Source organism: Sphingomonas sp. LT1P40, from assembly GCF_036663835.1.
GTDB lineage: Bacteria > Pseudomonadota > Alphaproteobacteria > Sphingomonadales > Sphingomonadaceae > Sphingomonas.
This window is the reverse complement of the sequence record NZ_JAXOJT010000001.1, coordinates 937730-956301: the sequence shown is the minus strand read 5'-3', so window position 1 is coordinate 956301 and position 18572 is coordinate 937730. Positions and strand designations below refer to the sequence as shown.

The 18572-nt window shown below is 65.1% G+C and carries 16 protein-coding genes and 2 tRNA genes; 9 read left to right on the top strand and 9 right to left on the bottom strand.

The features are described 5' to 3' along the window. Nucleotides 1-17 precede the first annotated feature (17 nt). Together U1702_RS04650 and tpiA are read right to left on the bottom strand one after the other, a co-directional pair. A tRNA-Pro gene (locus tag U1702_RS04650) sits at nucleotides 18-94 on the bottom strand. 80 nt (nucleotides 95-174) lie between these two features. After that, nucleotides 175-921 carry a triose-phosphate isomerase gene (gene tpiA, locus U1702_RS04645; protein ID WP_332722479.1) on the bottom strand — a complete coding sequence of 249 codons (747 nt, stop codon included), beginning with the start codon at nucleotides 919-921 and terminating at the stop codon, nucleotides 175-177. A 128-nt stretch (nucleotides 922-1049) separates the two neighbouring features. Here tpiA and U1702_RS04640 point away from each other — a divergent pair, with 128 nt between their 5' ends. Further along, complete coding sequence (locus tag U1702_RS04640) at nucleotides 1050-2999, top strand: peptidylprolyl isomerase (RefSeq protein WP_332722477.1); 1950 nt, start codon at nucleotides 1050-1052, stop codon at nucleotides 2997-2999. Nucleotides 3000-3010: 11 nt separating this feature from the next. Next, nucleotides 3011-4522, top strand: a complete 1512-nt coding sequence (locus tag U1702_RS04635; RefSeq protein WP_332722475.1) for an anthranilate synthase component I family protein — start codon at nucleotides 3011-3013, stop codon at nucleotides 4520-4522. 3 nt (nucleotides 4523-4525) lie between these two features. Here the strand turns inward: U1702_RS04635 and U1702_RS04630 are convergent, their stop codons facing one another. Then, nucleotides 4526-4933 (bottom strand): hypothetical protein, encoded by a 408-nt coding sequence (locus U1702_RS04630; RefSeq protein WP_332722473.1) that lies wholly within the window; start codon nucleotides 4931-4933, stop codon nucleotides 4526-4528. A 370-nt stretch (nucleotides 4934-5303) separates the two neighbouring features. Between U1702_RS04630 and U1702_RS04625 the strand changes: the two genes are divergently transcribed. Next, complete coding sequence (locus U1702_RS04625) at nucleotides 5304-6668, top strand: class II 3-deoxy-7-phosphoheptulonate synthase (RefSeq protein WP_332724575.1); 1365 nt, start codon at nucleotides 5304-5306, stop codon at nucleotides 6666-6668. Nucleotides 6669-6672: 4 nt separating this feature from the next. Here U1702_RS04625 and U1702_RS04620 read toward each other — a convergent pair. The 3 genes from U1702_RS04620 to U1702_RS04610 form a co-directional block, all read right to left on the bottom strand. Then, nucleotides 6673-6749: transfer RNA gene (locus U1702_RS04620), tRNA-Ile, on the bottom strand. Between the two features lie 46 nt (nucleotides 6750-6795). Continuing rightward, a complete protein-coding gene (locus U1702_RS04615; RefSeq protein ID WP_332722472.1) occupies nucleotides 6796-7824 on the bottom strand; it encodes a polysaccharide deacetylase family protein in 1029 nt (342 codons plus the stop codon). 10 nt (nucleotides 7825-7834) lie between these two features. Continuing rightward, the gene (locus U1702_RS04610) at nucleotides 7835-10081 is read right to left on the bottom strand and encodes a sensor histidine kinase (protein ID WP_332722471.1); all 2247 of its coding nucleotides are present in this window, start codon (nucleotides 10079-10081) and stop codon (nucleotides 7835-7837) included. Nucleotides 10082-10261: 180 nt separating this feature from the next. Between U1702_RS04610 and U1702_RS04605 the strand changes: the two genes are divergently transcribed. Next, nucleotides 10262-10726 (top strand): Lrp/AsnC family transcriptional regulator, encoded by a 465-nt coding sequence (locus tag U1702_RS04605; protein ID WP_332722469.1) that lies wholly within the window; start codon nucleotides 10262-10264, stop codon nucleotides 10724-10726. Between the two features lie 258 nt (nucleotides 10727-10984). Here the strand turns inward: U1702_RS04605 and U1702_RS04600 are convergent, their stop codons facing one another. Next, nucleotides 10985-12244, bottom strand: a complete 1260-nt coding sequence (locus U1702_RS04600) for a tetratricopeptide repeat protein (RefSeq protein ID WP_332722467.1) — start codon at nucleotides 12242-12244, stop codon at nucleotides 10985-10987. A gap of 252 nt (nucleotides 12245-12496) precedes the next feature. Between U1702_RS04600 and gyrA the strand changes: the two genes are divergently transcribed. Together gyrA and U1702_RS04590 are read left to right on the top strand one after the other, a co-directional pair. Beyond that, on the top strand, nucleotides 12497-15256 hold the full coding sequence (gene gyrA, locus U1702_RS04595) for a DNA gyrase subunit A (protein ID WP_332722465.1): 2760 nt from the start codon (nucleotides 12497-12499) through the stop codon (nucleotides 15254-15256). A gap of 41 nt (nucleotides 15257-15297) precedes the next feature. Continuing rightward, nucleotides 15298-15600, top strand: a complete 303-nt coding sequence (locus U1702_RS04590) for a DUF952 domain-containing protein (protein WP_332724573.1) — start codon at nucleotides 15298-15300, stop codon at nucleotides 15598-15600. 185 nt (nucleotides 15601-15785) lie between these two features. Here U1702_RS04590 and U1702_RS04585 read toward each other — a convergent pair whose 3' ends face one another. Beyond that, nucleotides 15786-16226 (bottom strand): DUF488 domain-containing protein, encoded by a 441-nt coding sequence (locus U1702_RS04585; protein WP_332722463.1) that lies wholly within the window; start codon nucleotides 16224-16226, stop codon nucleotides 15786-15788. A gap of 5 nt (nucleotides 16227-16231) precedes the next feature. Next, on the bottom strand, nucleotides 16232-16621 hold the full coding sequence (locus U1702_RS04580; protein WP_332722461.1) for a VOC family protein: 390 nt from the start codon (nucleotides 16619-16621) through the stop codon (nucleotides 16232-16234). Nucleotides 16622-16664: 43 nt separating this feature from the next. Between U1702_RS04580 and U1702_RS04575 the strand changes: the two genes are divergently transcribed. The 3 genes from U1702_RS04575 to U1702_RS04565 all read left to right on the top strand — a co-directional run bounded on the left by U1702_RS04575 (nucleotide 16665) and on the right by U1702_RS04565 (nucleotide 18504). Next, complete coding sequence (locus U1702_RS04575; protein ID WP_332722459.1) at nucleotides 16665-17216, top strand: GbsR/MarR family transcriptional regulator; 552 nt, start codon at nucleotides 16665-16667, stop codon at nucleotides 17214-17216. A 74-nt stretch (nucleotides 17217-17290) separates the two neighbouring features. Next, the gene (locus U1702_RS04570; protein WP_332722457.1) at nucleotides 17291-18133 is read left to right on the top strand and encodes a fatty acid desaturase; all 843 of its coding nucleotides are present in this window, start codon (nucleotides 17291-17293) and stop codon (nucleotides 18131-18133) included. Continuing rightward, nucleotides 18130-18504, top strand: a complete 375-nt coding sequence (locus U1702_RS04565) for a hypothetical protein (protein WP_332722455.1) — start codon at nucleotides 18130-18132, stop codon at nucleotides 18502-18504. Before U1702_RS04570 ends, U1702_RS04565 begins: the two co-directional genes overlap by 4 nt. Nucleotides 18505-18572: the final 68 nt, after the last annotated feature.

The window sequence follows — 18572 nt, the reverse complement described above, 5'->3', positions numbered from 1 at the left end:
CGATTGGTCGAAAGGGATGGTCGGGGAGACAGGATTCGAACCTGCGACATCCTGCTCCCAAAGCAGGCGCGCTACCGGACTGCGCCACTCCCCGACACAACGGAGCGTGGCCTTTAGGCGGGGTCCGCGCGGAAAGCTAGGGAGAATCTACCCGAATAATCCACGATAATCCCGTTACAGCGACGCCGCCGCTTCGATGATCGGCCCAAACTTCGCGGCGGTCAGGCTGGCACCGCCAACCAGCGCGCCATCGACATCGGCACAGCCCAGCAGCGCCGCCGCATTCGCGCCATTGACCGATCCGCCATACAGAATCCGCATCCGCGCCGCCGCATCTGCGCCGAGCAATTCGGCCAGCTTCGTCCGGATCGCACCGTGCATCGCCGCCACGTCGCCCTCGGTCGGCGTGCGTCCGGTGCCGATCGCCCAGACCGGCTCATAGGCGATGTCCAGCCATGCCGCATCCGCGCCGTCGGGCATCGATGCCGCGACCTGCGCCGTCACCACAGCCTCGGCCCGGCCCGCGTCACGTTGCTCCAGCGTTTCGCCGACGCACAGGATCGCGTTCAGCCCGTGGCGGTGCGCCGCCTCGGCCTTGCCCTTGACGTCGGCATCGGTCTCGCCCTGGTGCGCGCGGCGTTCGCTATGCCCGACGATGACGAAGCTGGCTCCGGCCTCCGCCAGCATCGCGGCGGAGATGTTGCCGGTATGCGCGCCCTGTTCGGCAGCGTGGCAATCCTGCCCGCCTATCGCCACGGTCCCCGCAACCGCGGCCGCCGCCTCGATCAGTGTCGCAGGCAGGCCCAGCGCAACATCCACGCCGGGATTTGCCGCCGCAATCTCCGCGATGCCCCGAACCTCGACCAGATCGGCCTTGAGCCCGAACATCTTCCAGTTTCCCGCCACCCGCTTGCGCCGCATCCCGCTCTCCCTGACAATTGTCTGATTTCGGACATGCCGATACGCACCCCCAAGCACGCACACAAGCTTGATGGCGGGGCATTGCCCCCCTAAAGCACCCACCAACACTTCCCATTGATCGGGTCTCCATGCTCACCTTCCTTCGGCGCACCATCTTTTCGACTGTCGGCAAGATTGTCGCGCTTCTGTTGCTCGTCCTCATCGCCGTGGCGTTCGCGCTGGGCGATATCACCAACCTGACCGGCAGTTCGGGACCCCGCAGCGGTGCGCTGATCGAGATTGGCGATCGCAAGGTGGACGAGGCGGAGGTTCAGGCGCGGATGAAGAACGCGCTGGAACGCGTGCGTCAGCAGCAGCCGATGCTCGACATGACCCAGTTCGTGAATTCGGGCGGGTATGAGCAGGTGCTCGACGATATCGTCAACCGCCTGACGCTTGAGGAATATGCCCGCAAGAACGGCATGTCGGTGTCCAAGGCCGCGATCGACGGCGAGATCGCGTCGAGCCCCGCCTTTGCCGACCCAATCACCGGCCAGTTCAGCCAGCGCGCCTTTGAACAGGTGCTGGCGCGCGAAGCTATCACCACCGAACAGATTCGCGCCGACATCCGTCAGGGTATTCTCGCGCAATGGGTCGCGGGTACCTCGGTCGCCGCCAACTACGTGCCCGTCGAACTCGCCACGCCCTACGCCTCGCTGCTGCTGGAGCGGCGCAAGGGGTCGGTCGGCTATATTCCCAGCGCCGCAATCGCCCCCGGAGCGGCACCCACCGATGCCGAACTGACCGCTTTCTACAATCGCGGCCGTGCGCGCTACACGCTGCCCGAGCGCCGCGTGATCCGTTACGCCATCGTCCGGCCCGACCAGTTCGCCGAAAGCGCGAAGGCGACCGACGCCGAGATCGCGGAAACCTATCGCAAGGATGCCGCAAAATACGCCGCGAGCACGCGCCGCACCTTTGCGCAAGTGAACGTCGCCGATCAGGCCGCAGCCAATGCACTCGCCGCGAAGATCAAGGGCGGCATGTCGATGGCGGCCGCCGCACAGGCGATCGGCCTGAAGCCCGCCACCATCGAAAACGCCGAAAAGCCCGCCTTTGCGCGCTCGAGCAGCCAGGCTATCGCCGACGCCGCCTTCGCCGCAAAGGCCGGCGATGTCGTCGGGCCGCTACGTTCGCAATTCGGCTGGAGCATCGTCCGCGTCGAAAAGATCGACCAGATCGCCGCCAAACCGCTGACGCAGGTGAGCGCCGAAATCGCCACCGCGATCACCGCGCGCAAGGAGGCGGAAGCGCTCGCCAATATGCGCGCGCGCCTCGACAACGGCCTCGCCAATAACGCCACCTTCGACGAAGCGGTTGCCGACGCAAAATTGAAAGCCGAAGCCACGCCGCCCGTTTTCGCCGACGGTCGTGCGACGCAGGATCCCCAAGCGCAGCCCGACCCGGTGCTCGGACAGATCGCACAGGGCGGCTTTGCGATGGAAACCGGCGACGATCCCCAGCTGATCCAGATCGGTCAGGATGGCGGCTTCGCACTCATCAAGACCGAACGCGTCATCGCCGCAGCCCCGCTCCCGCTCGCGCAGATCCGTGCAGGCGTCACCGCCGACTTCCTGCGCGATCGCCAGCTTCAGGGCGCACGCAAAGTCGCGGCCGCGGTCCTCGCGGACGTGAACAAGGGCACGCCGATCGCGGATGCCATGAAAAAGACCGGTCTCACTTTGCCCGCGCTCCAGCCGCTCGACGCATCGCGCGGCGAAATCGGACAGATGGGGCAACAGGTGCCACCGCCGGTCCGCCTGATGTTCAGCATGGCCGCGAAAAAGGCGAAGCTGACCGAGGCGCCCAATGGCGGCGGGTACTGGGTGGTCTGGCTCGACGCAATTCAGGCGGGCAATGCGCGTGGTAACCAGCCATTGGTGACCCAGACGCGCAGCCAGCTCGGCCAGATGATCGGCAGCGAATATGTCGAGCAGTTCGTCAAGGCAGTGCGCAAGACGGTCGGCATCAAGCGCAACGAGCAGGCCATCGCACGGCTCAAGGCGCAGCTCGGCGGCCAGAGCACGGGCGGCAACTGACCGCGATGGATGTGGCGGGGGTAGAGGGCGTCGAAGCGGCCCGCGCGGCGCTTGCCGACGGTCGCCCTGCCCTGCTGTGGCGCAAACAACTGGCGGACACCGACACGCCGGTCGCCGCCGCGCTGAAACTGATCGAGCCGGGGCGCGGCGATTTCCTGCTCGAATCGGTCGAGGGTGGCGCGGTGCGCGGGCGCCACAGCCTGATCGGCCTCGCCCCCGATCTGGTGTTCCGGGCAAATGGCCATGCGGCGGAGGTCAATGCCGCCTGGCTCACCGACCGCAACGCCTTCGTGCCCGCCGCAAAGCCGACACTCGACGCGCTCCGCGACCTTGTCCGCGATTGCCGGATGGACGTGCCGCCCGAACTGCCCCGCGCGCTTGCCTGCCTCGTTGGCTATTTCGGTTACGAGACGATCGGGCTGGTCGAGAAACTGCCGCGCGCCGCCAACGATGTGCTGGGCCTGCCCGACATGATCTTCGTGCGGCCGACGGTGATCCTGATCTTCGATCGCCTCGCCGATTCGCTGTTCCTCGTCGCGCCCGTGTGGCCCGACGCCACACGAGATACCGATGGGCTGATCGCAACCGCAACCGAGCGTCTCGACGCCACCGCCGCGCGTCTCGCCGCCGCGCCGCTTCCCGCGCGCGTTACCGCCGATGCCATCCCGGTTGCCGCCGAACCTGCCATTTCCGCCGCCGATTACGGCGCGATGGTCGCGCGAGCGAAAGATTATATCGCGGCCGGCGACGTGTTTCAGGTCGTCCTCGCGCAACGTTTCAGCACGCCCTTCCCGCTGCCGCCGATCGAACTGTACCGCGCGCTCCGGCGCATCAACCCGTCGCCCTTTCTCTACTTCCTTGACCTGCCCGGCTTCGCCCTTACCGGATCCAGCCCGGAAATCCTGGTCCGCGTGCGCGACGGCGAAGTCACCATCCGCCCGATCGCCGGGACCCGCCCGCGCGGCGCATCCGATGCCGAGGATCAGGCGAACAAGGCCAGCCTGCTCGCCGATGCCAAGGAACGCGCCGAACATCTGATGCTGCTCGATCTGGGTCGCAACGATACCGGCCGCGTCGCCGAGGCGGGCACGGTGAAAGTCACCGACAGCTACACCGTCGAATTCTACAGCCACGTCATGCACATCGTCTCGAACGTCGTCGGCCGCCTGCGCCCCGATGCCGACGCGATCGACGCGCTGTTCGCCGGTTTCCCGGCAGGAACGGTCAGCGGCGCGCCCAAGGTGCGGGCGTGCGAGATCATCGCCGAGCTGGAGGTCGATCAGCGCGGGCCTTACGCGGGCGGCGTCGGCTATTTCTCGCCCGACGGATCGATGGACAGCTGCATCGTGCTGCGCACCGGCATCGTCAAGGACGGGACCATGTACGTGACCGCAGGCGCAGGCATCGTCGCCGACAGCGATCCGGTTTATGAACAGCGCGAATGCGAGGCCAAGGCGGGCGCACTATTTGCGGCAGCGCGCGAAGCCGTCGCGCGCGCATCCGAGTCCGGCTTCGGGCAATAAGGCCTAGTCCTCGCCGCCCGGAATTTCCGCTTCGGCCGCCTTCTTCTCGCGCTGCTCGGCCTTCCACTGACGCAGCATCTGCATCGTGCAGCCGCTCTGGCCGAAGCTGCCGATCGGGTTGCAGCTCCCCGGTAGCACCGCGCGGTTCACTTCATCGACCAGTTCGGCGCGCCGGACCCAGCTGGTCCCACCCGGCCCCGGCTCGGTCTTGCGCAACGCCTTGGGGATACGAAACGGCGAATCACCGGGCCGTGAGCAGATCACCACCTCGTCCGCACTCTCGGCCTTTGGGCATTTGTCCTCGCCAAACAGCACGACGCTGCGGACGCGCTGTGGCGGCTCGCCGGACGCGGCCTCCTGGGCCATTGCGGGTGTCGCCAGCAGCGCCGTCAGCAACAACATCCGGATCATAGGACACTCCAAACACAATCAGACCGATGCGTAGCTAACGCACGCGGCAGCATTAAGGCCCGCTGAACCGGTATGCCCAACCTGGTTTACCCACACGGGGTGAATTAATCGCTTGCGTTGATTTACCCCATACGGGTAAGGGCGTCGCATCATGAGCACATTAGCCGGTTCCAAAATTCGCCGCTTCCGTGAGGAGCGCTCCCTCTCCCGCGCCGCATTCGGCGCGTGGTTCGACACGCCCGGTTCGACGGTTCAGGGCTGGGAGGAGGAAGGCAAGCGCGCCTCCGCCGCCGTCCTCAATCAGATCGCCGCCAACGGCATCGCGCATCATCAGGACTGGTACGTCCATGTCCGCAATCTGGAGCAGGATATGGGCTGGACCCCCGACAGCTGGAAACAGGCCGAGGCGCGCCAGCTGCCCACTTACCCCGATGCGGCCGCGCTCGACGCCGCAACGTCGCAACTCGCCAATTACCCCCCGCTCGTCTTCGCCGGTGAAGCTCGCGCGCTGACGCAGGAGTTGGCCAAGGTGTCGCGCGGCGAAGCATTTCTGTTGCAGGGGGGCGACTGCGCCGAATCCTTTGCCGAATTCCACCCCAACAACATCCGCGATACCTTCCGCGTCATCCTTCAGATGGCGGTCGTCCTGACCTTTGCGTCGAAACTGCCGACGGTGAAGGTCGGGCGCATGGCCGGTCAGTTCGCCAAGCCGCGCTCCGCCGATACCGAGACGATCGATGGCGTCACCTTGCCCAGCTATCGCGGCGACAATATCAACGACATCGCCTTCACCCCCGAATCGCGCATCCCCGATCCGCAACGGATGGTTCAGGGCTACAGCCAGTCCGCCGCCACGCTCAACCTGCTGCGCGCCTTTGCCAGCGGCGGCTATGCGAACCTGCATCAGGTCCACAAATGGACGCTCGACTTCCTCGGCTCCTCACCGTGGAGCAAGAAGTTCGCGGATGTCGCCGACCGCATCGGCGAGGCGCTCGACTTCATGCAGGCGTGCGGCATCGACGCCGACAGCGTGCCACAGCTCAAGGCGACCGATTTCTACACCAGCCACGAAGCGTTGCTGCTCCCCTATGAGCAAGCGCTGACGCGACAGGATTCGCTGACCGGCGACTGGTACGACACCAGCGCGCACATGCTGTGGATCGGTGACCGCACCCGCTTCGACGGCAGCGCGCATGTCGAGTTCCTGCGCGGCATCGGCAACCCGATCGGCATGAAATGCGGTCCCAGCCTGGAGCCGGATGCACTGCTGCGGCTACTCGACACGCTGAACCCCACGCGCACGCCGGGCCGCATGACGCTCATCACCCGCTATGGCCATGACCAGATCGAGGCCGGCCTGCCGAAACTCGTTCGCGCCGTAAAACGCGAAGGGCATAGCGTCGTGTGGAGCTGCGACCCGATGCACGGCAACGTCGTCAAGGCCGCGAACGGCTACAAGACCCGCCCGTTCGAGCGCATATTGGAGGAAGTGCGCGGCTTCTTCGCCGTCCACCGCGCCGAGGGAACGATCGCCGGCGGCATACACGCCGAAATGACCGGGCAGAACGTCACCGAATGCACCGGCGGCATGATCGACGTCAGCGAGCATGACCTGGCCGACCGCTACCACACGCATTGCGACCCGCGCCTCAACGCCGGGCAATCGCTGGAACTGGCATTTCTGCTGGCCGAAATGCTGAATGACGAGATGAGCGAACGTCGGAAGGTCGCTTGAACGCTGGTGGGCCCGGCAGGACTTGAACCCGCAACCTAACCGTTATGAGCGGTCAGCTCTAACCAATTGAGCTACAGGCCCCTCCAGCGGGTCCGCGATTACGGGCGAACCGCGATCACGGCAAGCGTCAACCTGCCCGGTCCAGCGCCGCCAATATCTCGTCATGCGATGCCGACGCGATGCCCAGCTTCGCCAGCAACCCGAACGCCTGTTCCCACCAGTTGTGGAACGCCCGCAACTCACCCCCATCGCGGACATAGGGGGTGTAGCCGATCGCGGCGGACGGCGAGTGGTAGGAGAACATCAACAACCGCACATCCGAATCCGCCGCCACGCGGATCGCCTCCAGTGCAGGGCCGATCGGCATGTCCTCCGGCGTCAGCGCAACCTTGGTCATCAGCTTCAGCCGCGACGCGATCCCGCGCGCCTTTGGCAGCTTGCCCAGCGTGCGATACAGCCGCACCCCGCCCGCGCCCAATGCGCCGGTGTAGATCGTCGTCAGCGGCAGCTCGATCAGCTCGCCACGCCCGGTGCGAAATGCGTGGTTGGAAATCGCGGCGAAATCCGGCCCGCCCTCGTGCGCATAGCCATAGCCCGACCGCATCGATGTATCGACACGATACCCCGCCGCCGCCAGCAGTTCGAGCGAGTTGGGACCGATGCCATAGCGCCCGGTCCGCATCATCACCGGTCGCCGCCCGAACGTCGTCTCGATCGCGTCGGTCAACGCATGCAGCTTCGCCGCCTCCAGCTCGCGCGGCAAATTGCCGACAAAACTGTTGATCGGCGTCACGTCCTCCACGAACGGCGGATTGACCCAAGGATGCAGCTGCGACCCGATCGCCGAGCGGCCGTCGGTCAGCAACGCGTTCAGAATATCCACCGACATCGAGCAATCGACGATCGGATGATCGATCATATAGCTCGCCGGTACGCCATGATCGACGAACAGCCGGTGCATCTCGGGCAGCGCCCGCATCGCCTCGGTCGAGCGATTCTCGCGGGCAAGCGGCTTCGACCAGTCGAACTCCTCCTCGGTGTCCACAAACACCGAAAAGCGCGTGCCGAACGCGTCCGGCCAGACGATTTGCGAGGCCCGCGCGGGCGCAGGGACGCGATACCCCCGGCCGGGGGCGGGCTGATGATCCGTATTCACGGAACAGCCTTTAGCGCACTTGCTCCAAAGACTTGGTTACCGCGGCAGGCAGGCGGATCGTAAAGCTGTCCGCCTCGATCACGAACGATCCGGACAGCTCGCGCGCCAGGTTGCGGATCAGCCGCAGCGCGAAACCGGTGCCGAGCAGCGCATTGTCCTCGCCCTCATCGTCGATCCCATACACCGCGTCGCCGCTATACGCCGCCAGCGCCGTCGGGCGATCGAACGCGATGGCGATGGAATCGTCGCTTTCAGCCGCCAGCCGGATGGCGACCCGCTCGCCCTCGCCCGCCGCCGAAATCAGCGTGGCGAGCATCCGCGACAACAGCCGCTCGACCGCGCGGACATCGCCGGTGACGGTCAGATTGTCGATCGGCAGGGCGATCCACGCCCCGCGCATCGTCGCCAGCACGCCCAGATCCTCGGCAATCCGCGCCAGCATCGGGCGCAGCGCGACATCGCCGGGATAGAGCCGCAGCGCCGAAGCCTCGATCCGCGCAGCGATGTCGAGATCGTCGATCGCCGCCAGCAAATTGCGGGCATGATCGCGGATCGCCGCCGCCCGCTCACGATACACGGGCTCGACCTCGCCCAGCATCTCGCGCTCTATCAGTTCGGCGAACCCGGCAATGGCGTTGGTCGGCGTGCGCAACTCATGCATCAACTGGCGCAGCGAATCCCCCGCCCCGCTGGACGGCACGACCGGCGTCGCAGCGCTTTCCTCGACACGCGGGCGACGCGCACTGCCGCGATAGCCACTGAAACGGCCGGTGGCCGGGTCGAACGCGGCGTTCGCGGAGATGCGCCAGTCACCCGCCGCATCGCTTTCGCCCGCCACGAACAACCGCGCATCGACAAACCCCGCACGACGCCGGAACGCGCCGGCAGCAACGCCATCGACCCGCGATCCGTCGGGCAACGCGGTCATGTCAAGCGACAGGCCGATCAGTGGCGCGCGCGAAACGCCGTCGATCCAGCGGATCACGCCCTGTTCGTCGGTCTCGAAACGGAACCCGTCGGCGCGTGCTTCCATCGGCAGCGCGACCGGACGATCCTGTCGCAGCGTGTAGAATGCGTCGATGCGCGCAACCACTTCGGCGATCTCGAACGGCCCTTCCGGTGCCGCCGCGATCGCCGTCTCCGCAGGTCGCGCGGCAGCGTCCGCCGCCACGTCTTCGCGGTCGGCGAGGATGGTTTCTTCCCCTGACATGCCCGAATCGTGCGCGAGTTCGGACTCGGCAGCAAGCGTCGTTGCGGCGAGCGGTTCGGCCCCTGTCTCGCTTTGGGGCAACGCGGAATCGTCCTGGTCGGACGGGGCGTGCGCCGCCTGTTGCAGCGCGGCGGCGACAACAGGGATCCCCAGCGCGGCGGTGCCAATCGAGACAAAGGTCGATACCGGCGGGGCAAGCACAGGCGTGTCGATTTCCGCCGGTTCGACCGCGTCCGGCAAGAAATCGACGACAGGCGGTACATCGACCGGCGTCGGGACGACATCGACGACGGCTTCCATCACCGGCCGGATACGGATGTGCCTGCGCGGCTCGGGCACCGAGGCTTCGGCGGGCAGTTCGATGTCGCCAGTCGAGCGCGCCGCGACGACGTCGGTCCAATCGATGCCTGTCACCGGCGGTTCGACTGGCTCGGCGATAGCCACCGGTGCCGTTGCCGGAACCGGGATTTCGGGGCTGTCCGCGATCACATCGCCCCAGTCGATCCAAACCGGCTCGGGCGCAACCATTGCGTCCGACTTGTCCACAGTTTCGTTTATCGGAGCCGCTTCTTCGACCGTGGCAAGCGCGACCGGTTCGTCCGCAACGGCAGCAACGACACCGTCCGCGATCACAAAGTCGACCGCCCCGAAACTCTCCAGCGCGCGCTCGATTCCCGGCGGCAAATCACGCCGCGCGCGCAGCACCGCTCGCCCCGCCGATGACAAGCGCGGCAGCAGTTCGATCCACTCGCCCGAATTCAGCCGTGCCGAATGCAAGACCGGTGCGGCCACCGCGATCTCGTCCGCCGCGCACAACGCCACCAGCGCTACCGGTGGCTGTGCCAGCTCAAGCGCGCGGGCACTCGCCGCACGAACGGCGACCGGTACATTGGCGCGAATCGATTCGAGCAAAGACAGCGCGCGCACATCCGCCGGAACCCGGCGGCGACCGATCAGATCGACGATCTGGCGCCATGCCGACGCCTTCCCGAACGCGGTCGAGATGTCCGCCGCAAGCACCGTTTCGAGAGTATCGTCGAACCGCACCGATCATGCATTCCATCCGGCGGGAAGTCGCGCGGTAAGGATTCCTTAACCGCTTCAGCCGGTTCCGTAACCCCGGCATTTCGGCACGTCGCATTGTGGGACAATTGCGTTGGCGAGTAATTATCTTATGCTTAACCGACATAATGCGACTCGATCCTGTCGCAAAAAGGGGAGCGCCATATGGCCTTTGACGAGATCGACCGGCAGATTATTGCGCATCTGCAGAATGACGGCCGGATGACCAATGTCGATCTGGCCGATCGCGTCGGCCTGACCGCCCCGCCCTGCCTGCGCCGTGTGCGCACGCTGGAGGAAAAAGGCGCGATTCGCGGCTATCATGCCGACCTGGACCCTGCCTGGCTTGGCTATACCATCACCGTATTCGCCATGGTCAGCCTGAAAAGTCAGGCCGAGACCGATCTGGAGGCATTCGAGGCGCATGTCGCGGAGATTCCCGAGATCCGCGAATGCTATATGCTCAACGGCGATATCGATTTCATCCTGAAGATCGTTGCCCGCGACCTCAGCAGTTTTCAGCAATTCCTCACCACCCGCCTCACCACCGCCCCCAATGTCGCGCATGTCCGCACGTCGCTGACGATCCGCTCGTCCAAATCGCTGCCCGGTGTGCCGGTGGAGGCATAGCGTGCCTTCTTGGCCCTCTCCCGTTCGTCACGGGAGAGGGTTGGGTGAGGGTCTTCTTCTTTTGCCCGACCTTGTCAGTCAGGTCAGGCCAGCTCGCGACCTCACGAAAGAAGAAGACCCTCCCCAACCCCTACCGCGAAGGCGGGAGGGGCTAGAAGTGAATGTCCGCGCCCGGTCGCACGCGGGCCAGTTCGAAAAGCACCCACAAAAAAAGGGGCGGCCTTACGACCGCCCCTTTTCATTTCGTCACACGGCCGATCAGGCAGCAGCTGGCTGATCCAGCCATGCGGACCAGAAGCGCGCGATGTCGCCGCGCGGCGAACCGGTCACGGCGGCAAACGCCGTTTTCGCTTCAGCCTTCTGGCCGGCCATGGCCAGCGCGATGCCCAGACGGGTGTTCACCAGATTGGTATCCACCCCACCCTTTTGCAGCGCCAGTCGATAGAGTTCGACCGCCTTGGCATGATTGCGCGTGCCCAGATACGCGTCGCCGGTCTGCATGGCGATGTCGCCCTTTGGCGCTGCGGCGGCGCGCTTTTCCTCGGGCGCAAGCGGCCCCTCGGCCTTTTCGCGCGCGACGGCGGTGGTGTAGAGCTGGTTCATCCGCGCGCTGCCCGCCGGGACCTTGCCGTTGGCGCGACCTTCCTCGATCACCGACTTGGCCTCCCATGGCAGGCCGCGTCGCTGCGCCGCATCGGCATATTCGAAATAGTCGTTCTCGCCGCCCATCGCCTTCGACGCGCGCATCAGGCGCAACAGGTCGAGACGCTGGTCCGCGTCGAGCGCCACGCCCTTGGCATTCGCCTGTTCGATGAACACCAACAGCGATGAGCGCCACGTATCGGCGCTGGGGTAAGCGGCAAGCTGGCGGCTCAGCCACTCGGCGGCACCCGCCTTGTTGCCCGACTTGTAGAGTTCCGAAACGGCGATCTTGTACCAGGTCTCGGGTGCCTTCTGCCCAGCCGCTTCGCGCGCCTTGATCGCTTCGTCGAGCGAGGCGACGCCACCGGTCACGTCCTTGGTCTGGAGCTGGGCAACGGCACGCTGCAACGGCAGATCGGGCTGATTGCCGCCCGCCGCCTTCGCCTTGGCGTATTGCTCCAGCGCCTGCGGGTACTTCTTGTCCTGCGCCAGCAACTGGCCGCGCACGAAATGTAGATTGCCTAGATCGGGGCCGGTGATCCGCCCGCTGGCGATCAGCGTGTCAAGCGCGGTGCCGCGACCGACATTGTTCTGCTTCTTCGTTTCAAGATCATAGCGCATCTTGGCGGCGAAAAACTTCTCATCGGCGTTGGTAACCAGCGCTTCGAGCGCCGCGACCTTCGCCTCCTCAGCGGCACGATCCGTACCTTTGGCCGCCGCTTCCGCTTCGGTGATCGCCTTGCGGAAATTGGCGCTGACCTTCAACGGCGCGGCCTCGGCCTTCTTGTCCTGCGCAGCGACAGGAGCGATGCCTGCGAGCATCGGCGCGCCGAATATAACCGCGGCGGCAATCGCAGCCTTTGAAACTGATTTCATCCAGGTCTCTCCTTACGCGGTCGCGCGTAGCAAACAGGGTCACAACCGCTCTAGTAATCCGCCGCGCGGGGTCAAGGCGGCGTGCTGCATTCCACCCCTCGCATTCCCACGCTGAACGCATTTTGAACGCAATGGCTCCCGCATTTCGCCCATATATCCCTCGCGTGCGCGCACGCGCGCGGGGTTGGCAGGTGCATGGGGGTTCGCTAGAGCGGTCACGATACTGAAACAACCCTTCGAAAGCTTTGAGACTTGACCGACGAGACCGTCCTCGCGGACCCTTCCGATATCACGCCGATCTCGATCGTCGACGAGATGAAGACCAGCTACCTCGATTACGCGATGAGCGTGATCGTGGCGCGCGCGCTGCCCGATGTCCGCGACGGCCTGAAACCCGTTCACCGCCGTATCCTCTATGCGGCGCAGGAGGGCGGCTATCTGCCCGGCCGCGCCTATCGCAAGTCCGCCCGACTGGTCGGTGACGTGATGGGTAAATACCATCCGCACGGCGACAGCTCGATTTATGACGCCATGGCGCGCATGGCGCAGGACTGGGCGATGCGGGTGCCGCTGATCGATGGTCAGGGCAATTTCGGGTCGATGGACCCCGATCCGCCAGCGGCCATGCGCTATACCGAGGCGCGGCTGGCCAAGGTGGCGATGGCGCTGCTCGACGATATCGACAAGGATACCGTCGACTTTCAGGACAATTACGACGGCTCCGAAAGTGAGCCGACGGTGCTGCCCGCGCGCTATCCGAACCTGCTGGTCAACGGCGCGGGCGGCATCGCGGTCGGCATGGCGACCAATATTCCGCCACATAACCTCGGCGAAGTAATCGACGCCTGTCTCGCGTACATGGACAATGGCGCGGTGACGATCGAGGAGCTGATGGAAATCGTCCCCGGCCCCGATTTCCCGACCGGCGGCATCATCCTGGGCCGCGCCGGTTGCCGCAGCGCCTATCAGACCGGGCGCGGATCGATCATCGTGCGCAGCCGCTATGTCACTGAACAGCGCGGCGACAAGCGCTCGATCGTCCTCACCGAAATCCCGTATCAGCAGGGCAAGAACCGCCTGGTCGAGCTGATCGCGGAGGCGTGCAAGAAGGACGGCAGCAATCCGCCGCGGGTCGAGGGGGTCAGCGACATCCGCGACCTCTCCAACCGCGAAGGCGTGCGCATCGTCATCGACCTGAAGCGCGACGCCACGCCCGAAGTCGTCCTCAACCAGATCTGGCGCAACACCCCGGCGCAGCAAAGCTTCCCCGCCAACATGCTCGCGATTCGCGGTGGCCGCCCCGAACTCCTCAACCTGCGCGACATCGTCGAAGCCTTTGTGCATTTCCGCGAAGAGGTTATCACCCGCCGCTCGAAGTTCGAGCTGGCCAAGGCGCGCGACCGTGCGCACATCTTGCTCGGTCTGGTTATCGCGGTCACCAACCTCGATGAGGTCGTCAAGATCATCCGCGGTTCGCCCAGCCCGGTGGTCGCGCGCGAACGCCTGCTCGTCCGCGAATGGCCGATCGCCGAAATCGCGTCCTATATCCGCCTGGTCGAGGCGACCGAGGTCGAAGTCACCGGCGACGTCTATCGCCTGTCCGATCTTCAGGTCCGCGCGATCCTGGACCTGCGCCTGCACCGCCTCACCGGCCTGGGCCGCGACGAGATCGGCGACGAACTCGCCAAGCTGGCCGAGGCGATCGCCGAGCTGCTCGCCATCCTCGCCGACCGCGCGAAGCTATATGAAGTGATGCGCGAAGAATTCACCGTCATCCGCGATCAATACGCCACCCCGCGCCGCACCGAAATCGCCGCCGCCGCCGATGGCATCGACGACGAAGACCTGATCGAGCGCGAGGACATGGTCGTCACCGTGACGATGGAAGGCTATATCAAGCGCACGCCGCTTGAAACCTTCCGCGCCCAGGCCAAGGGCGGCAAGGGCCGCGCCGGCATGGCGACCAAGGACGCGGACGCGATCACGAACCTGTTCGTGACCTCGACGCACACGCCGGTGCTGTTCTTCTCCAGCCACGGCAAGGTCTACCGGATGAAGGTCTGGCGCCTGCCCGAGGGTGGCCCGGCGACCAAGGGCCGTCCGATGATCAACCTGTTGCCGCTGGCGACGGGTGAAGTCATCTCGACCGTCTTGCCGCTGCCGGAGGACGAAGCCGAATGGGCCAACCTCCACGTCATGTTCGCGACCGCCAAAGGTTCGGTGCGCCGCAACTCGATGGACGCTTTCGCCAACATCCGCACCAACGGCAAGATTGCGATGAAGTTTGAGGATGAGTCAGCGGACCGCCTGATCGGCGTCTCGCTGCTCACCGAAACCGACGACGTCCTGCTCGCCACCAAACAGGGCAAGGCGATCCGCTTCGCCTCGACCGATGTGCGCGAGTTTCAGAGCCGCGATTCGACCGGCGTGCGTGGCGCGCGCTTGGCGGAAGGTGACGAGGTCATCTCGCTCTCTGTCCTGCGCGGTTTCGCCGCCACGCCACAGGAGCGCGAAGATTACCTCAAGGCCGCGCCGTGGAAGGAAGGCGACCGTGAGATCACGCTCAGCCCGGAACGCATGGCCGAGTTCGAGGCGGCGGAGGAATTCATCCTCACCGTCACCGCGAACGGATACGGCAAACGCACCTCGGCCTATGAATATCGCCGCACCAATCGGGGCGGTCAGGGCATCACCAACATCGTCAGTTCGGACCGCAATGGCCCGGTCGTCGCCAGCTTCCCGGCGCATAATGGCGAGCAACTGATGCTCGTCACCGATCAGGCGAAGCTGATCCGCACCACCGTTGGCTCGGTCCGCGTCACCGGTCGCAATACCCAGGGCGTGATCCTCTTTCGCGTCGCCGCCGACGAACATGTCGTCAGCGCCGCCCGGATCGAGGAGAGCGAGGAAGAGGCCGAGATCAATCTCGCCGATGGCGAAGTCGAAATCGCGCCGACGCCGGACGCGGATACCGACGACAATTCCGCAGCAGGACCAGAGGACGGCCAGTGAGCCGTCCCACCACCGCTTATAAAGTCCTCACCACCGACCAGATGACCGCGCTGGAAACCGGCAACTTCGCCGGAGCTCAGGTCGATCTGGCGGACGGCTACATACATATGTCAACGGCGGATCAGCTCACCGAAACCGTCGACAAGCACTTTGCCGGACAGGATAATCTCTGGGTCGCCGCAGTCGATCTCGAAGCGCTGGGCGACGCGATCAAATGGGAAGTCTCACGCGGCGGCGCAGAATTCCCACACATCTACGCCGTGCTGCCACTTTCGGCCGTGATCGCCTATTCGCCGCTGGAGCGCGGGGCGGCTGGAAGCGTCAAATTGCCAGTCACGGGATAAAAGGACCGCGCTTCGTATCTGACCCGTTCGTCCCAAGCAGAACGGTTTGGATTAAGCGTTGCATATCGTCGCCCCGGCCTTGAGCCGGGGTCCCGCTTCTTCGACCGCTAGAAGAAGCGGGACGCCGGCTCAAGGCCGGGGCGACGGATATTTCATGGCGATATCATCATGCTATAAGCTCCAGCTCACACGCCCTCGGCAAACAGATCCACGATCTCGACGCCCTCTCCCTCCGCCGCCAGCAACAGCGTCCGGTGGCACATGCACGGATCGCGCTCGAAACACAGCAACGCGCTCGGCTTCTCAGCGATCAGCGCCCGCATTCGCGCCGCTGCAACCTGGGCCTCTGGCAGCCCCAACTGGCCCGAATACACCGCCTCCAGCGTCGCCCGGTCGCCCTTCTTCGCGGCGTCCCGCCCCGGCTTTGGCGTCCCCAGCGCCTTCAGATGGACATAGTCGATCCCGCGCTCGGCCAGCGCCGCCGCCAGCGACGACTTCGAAAAGCCCGGTCGCCGCGACAATGGCAATTGCCGCACATCGATGACCTGCTCGACTCCGGCCCGCGTCAGCGCCGCCAGAAACGCGTCCATGGTCGTGCCTTCATAACCGATCGTGAACACCGCCATGTCCGTCACTCCGCCGCATAACATACCGCTTCGAGATTGATCCCGTCCGGATCGAACACGAACGCGGCATAATAGTTCGGCCCGTAATTCGGTCGCAGCCCTGGCGCGCCATGGTCGACCCCGCCCGCCGCAATCGCCGCCTCGTAAAACGCATCGACCTGCGCGCGCGTCTCGGCGCGAAAGGCGACATGCGTCCCCGCGCCCACCCGCTCATTGTCGCCGACCCAGAACTCGCCGCCGCCCTCGACGCCAAAGCCATGGGCCGCACCGCCCGACCCATTTTCGTCAGCAGGCACCGATGTCAGGCATTTCATGCCCAGCGGCTTCAGCGCCGCCTCATAAAATACCTTCGAGCGTTCCGCGTCGCTCACCGCGACACCCATATGATCGATCATGGCATTGACTCCTTCAATTTCTGTAATTACAGAAATAAACAACATGACCCGCTTCGCAGACCATCCCGACGCAAAGGCGTTCATCCTCCACTGGGGCGAGATGGGAACGCATTGGGGCGTCAACCGCTCCGTCGCGCAGGTCCACGCCTTGCTCTATCTGTCCGACAAACCGCTCCATGCGGAGGAGATCGTCGATACGCTCGGCCTCGCCCGCTCCAACGTCTCCACCGGCCTGAAAGAACTGCAAGGCTACAGCATCGTCCGCCGCGTCCATGTCGAGGGCGACCGCCGCGACCATTTCGTCGCGGAAACCGATTTGTGGGAAATGCTCATGCGCATTTCCGCCGAACGCAAACGGCGCGAGATCGACCCGACGGTCCAGCTTCTCGGCGAACTCGCCACCCGCCTCGCCGCCGACAAGAATGCCCCGCCGCATGTCCGCGAACGCGTCACCTGCATGCACGAATTTATTGGCACGCTCGGCACCTGGTACGATCAGGTGCGCGTCCTGCCCAAGCCCACGCTCGTCACTCTGATGAAGCTTGGCGGCAAGGTCGCCCGCTTCATCCCCGGCGCCCGCGCCTCAAAGGACTGAACCAGACCAAAGACGCGATTCCGCATACCCATTACCTTCTGAATTTACAGAAATAACAGTAAGGGAGCAGTGACATGGCCAGACATCACGCCCACGCCGCCGATCCGGCGCTCGCGCACGTCGCCTGGCGCGATCTGGTCGCGATGCGCCCGCGTGACGGCATGATCGAATGCCTCCACCCGCTCCCCTGGCTCGCCGCTTCCCTCACCGCCGCCGCATTCGGCATCTGGCCGCTCGCCGCCTTCGCCTCCTTCCTGTTCTTCCTCGCCGCGCTGCGCCTGAATCACGAGGCAATCCACCATAATCTCGGCTTCACCCCGCGCGGTCACCGCCTCGTCCTTCACGGCTTGAGCGCGCTGATGCTCGGCTCCAACAGCTCGGTCGCGTTCAACCACCTCCACCATCACAGCAAGGTCGGCACCGACGACGATATCGAGGGGCGCTGCGGCCATATGACGCTATGGCAAGTTCTCCGCTTCGGCCCGCGCTTTCCGCTGGAAACCCATATTTATGGCTGGCGCAACGGCGGCCCGCAGCTCCGGCGCCGCATGCGCATCGAGCTCGCGCTCAACGCCGCCATGACCGTCCTCGCGCTTACAACGCTATGGCCACCCCTGCTCTACCACCTCGCCGCAATGCTGGTGGCGCAAAGCCTGACCGCCTTCTTCGCCGTCTGGATCACCCATCACGATTGCGAGGACGGCATCGTCGCTCGCACGCAACGCGGCTGGCTGCTCAATGCCGTCAGCTACAACATGTTCTTCCACCTCGAACATCACCTGTTCCCCGCCGTCCCCGTCAGCCGCCTCCCCACCCTCGCCACCCGCATCGACGCGGCGGCACCCCGGTTGGCCTCGCGGATGCGGATGGTGGTCGCCCTTCCACGCAAACTGAATCAGCAAGGAGAAGTAAGATGATTGAGACCGTCTATGCCCTGTATCTCGTGATCACGATCGCGCTGACGATCTGGGTCGCTCGCACGCTCAGCCGCAATGGCATCGTCTTTCTCACCCAATGTTTCGGACAGAACGCCACGCTGGCGAACTCGACCAATCACCTGCTGGTCGTCGGCTTCTACCTCATCAACATCGGCTTCATCACGCTGACGCTCAGCCTGGGCCGCGAACCGACAACGATCCCCGAAGCGATCCGCTTCCTCAGCAGCAAGGTCGGCCTTGCGGTCATCGTGCTGGGCGCGATGCACTTCTTCAACATGGGCGCCATCGCCCAGTTCGGCCGCAAGGTGAACCAGTGGCTCAGCGACGGGCAACGTCCGGTTACGGCCTGAACCTTTCGGAGCGCTGGAAACGGCGCTCCGCATCTTGCGCCATGGGTTGCCGCCCTGCATATTCCTCG

Excerpts from the sequence above, each read along its gene's own strand:
- U1702_RS04600 (WP_332722467.1), bottom strand. The coding sequence starts at position 12,244 with ATGAAATCAGTTTCAAAGGCTGCGATTGCCGCCGCGGTTATATTCGGC.
- U1702_RS04575 (WP_332722459.1), top strand. The coding sequence starts at position 16,665 with ATGACCCGCTTCGCAGACCATCCCGACGCAAAGGCGTTCATCCTCCAC.
- U1702_RS04630 (WP_332722473.1), bottom strand. The coding sequence starts at position 4,933 with ATGATCCGGATGTTGTTGCTGACGGCGCTGCTGGCGACACCCGCAATG.
- U1702_RS04570 (WP_332722457.1), top strand. The coding sequence starts at position 17,291 with ATGGCCAGACATCACGCCCACGCCGCCGATCCGGCGCTCGCGCACGTC.
- U1702_RS04580 (WP_332722461.1), bottom strand. The coding sequence starts at position 16,621 with ATGATCGATCATATGGGTGTCGCGGTGAGCGACGCGGAACGCTCGAAG.
- U1702_RS04565 (WP_332722455.1), top strand. The coding sequence starts at position 18,130 with ATGATTGAGACCGTCTATGCCCTGTATCTCGTGATCACGATCGCGCTG.
- U1702_RS04640 (WP_332722477.1), top strand. The coding sequence starts at position 1,050 with ATGCTCACCTTCCTTCGGCGCACCATCTTTTCGACTGTCGGCAAGATT.
- U1702_RS04605 (WP_332722469.1), top strand. The coding sequence starts at position 10,262 with ATGGCCTTTGACGAGATCGACCGGCAGATTATTGCGCATCTGCAGAAT.
- U1702_RS04625 (WP_332724575.1), top strand. The coding sequence starts at position 5,304 with ATGGGCTGGACCCCCGACAGCTGGAAACAGGCCGAGGCGCGCCAGCTG.
- U1702_RS04585 (WP_332722463.1), bottom strand. The coding sequence starts at position 16,226 with ATGGCGGTGTTCACGATCGGTTATGAAGGCACGACCATGGACGCGTTT.
- tpiA (WP_332722479.1), bottom strand. The coding sequence starts at position 921 with ATGCGGCGCAAGCGGGTGGCGGGAAACTGGAAGATGTTCGGGCTCAAG.
- U1702_RS04590 (WP_332724573.1), top strand. The coding sequence starts at position 15,298 with ATGACCGCGCTGGAAACCGGCAACTTCGCCGGAGCTCAGGTCGATCTG.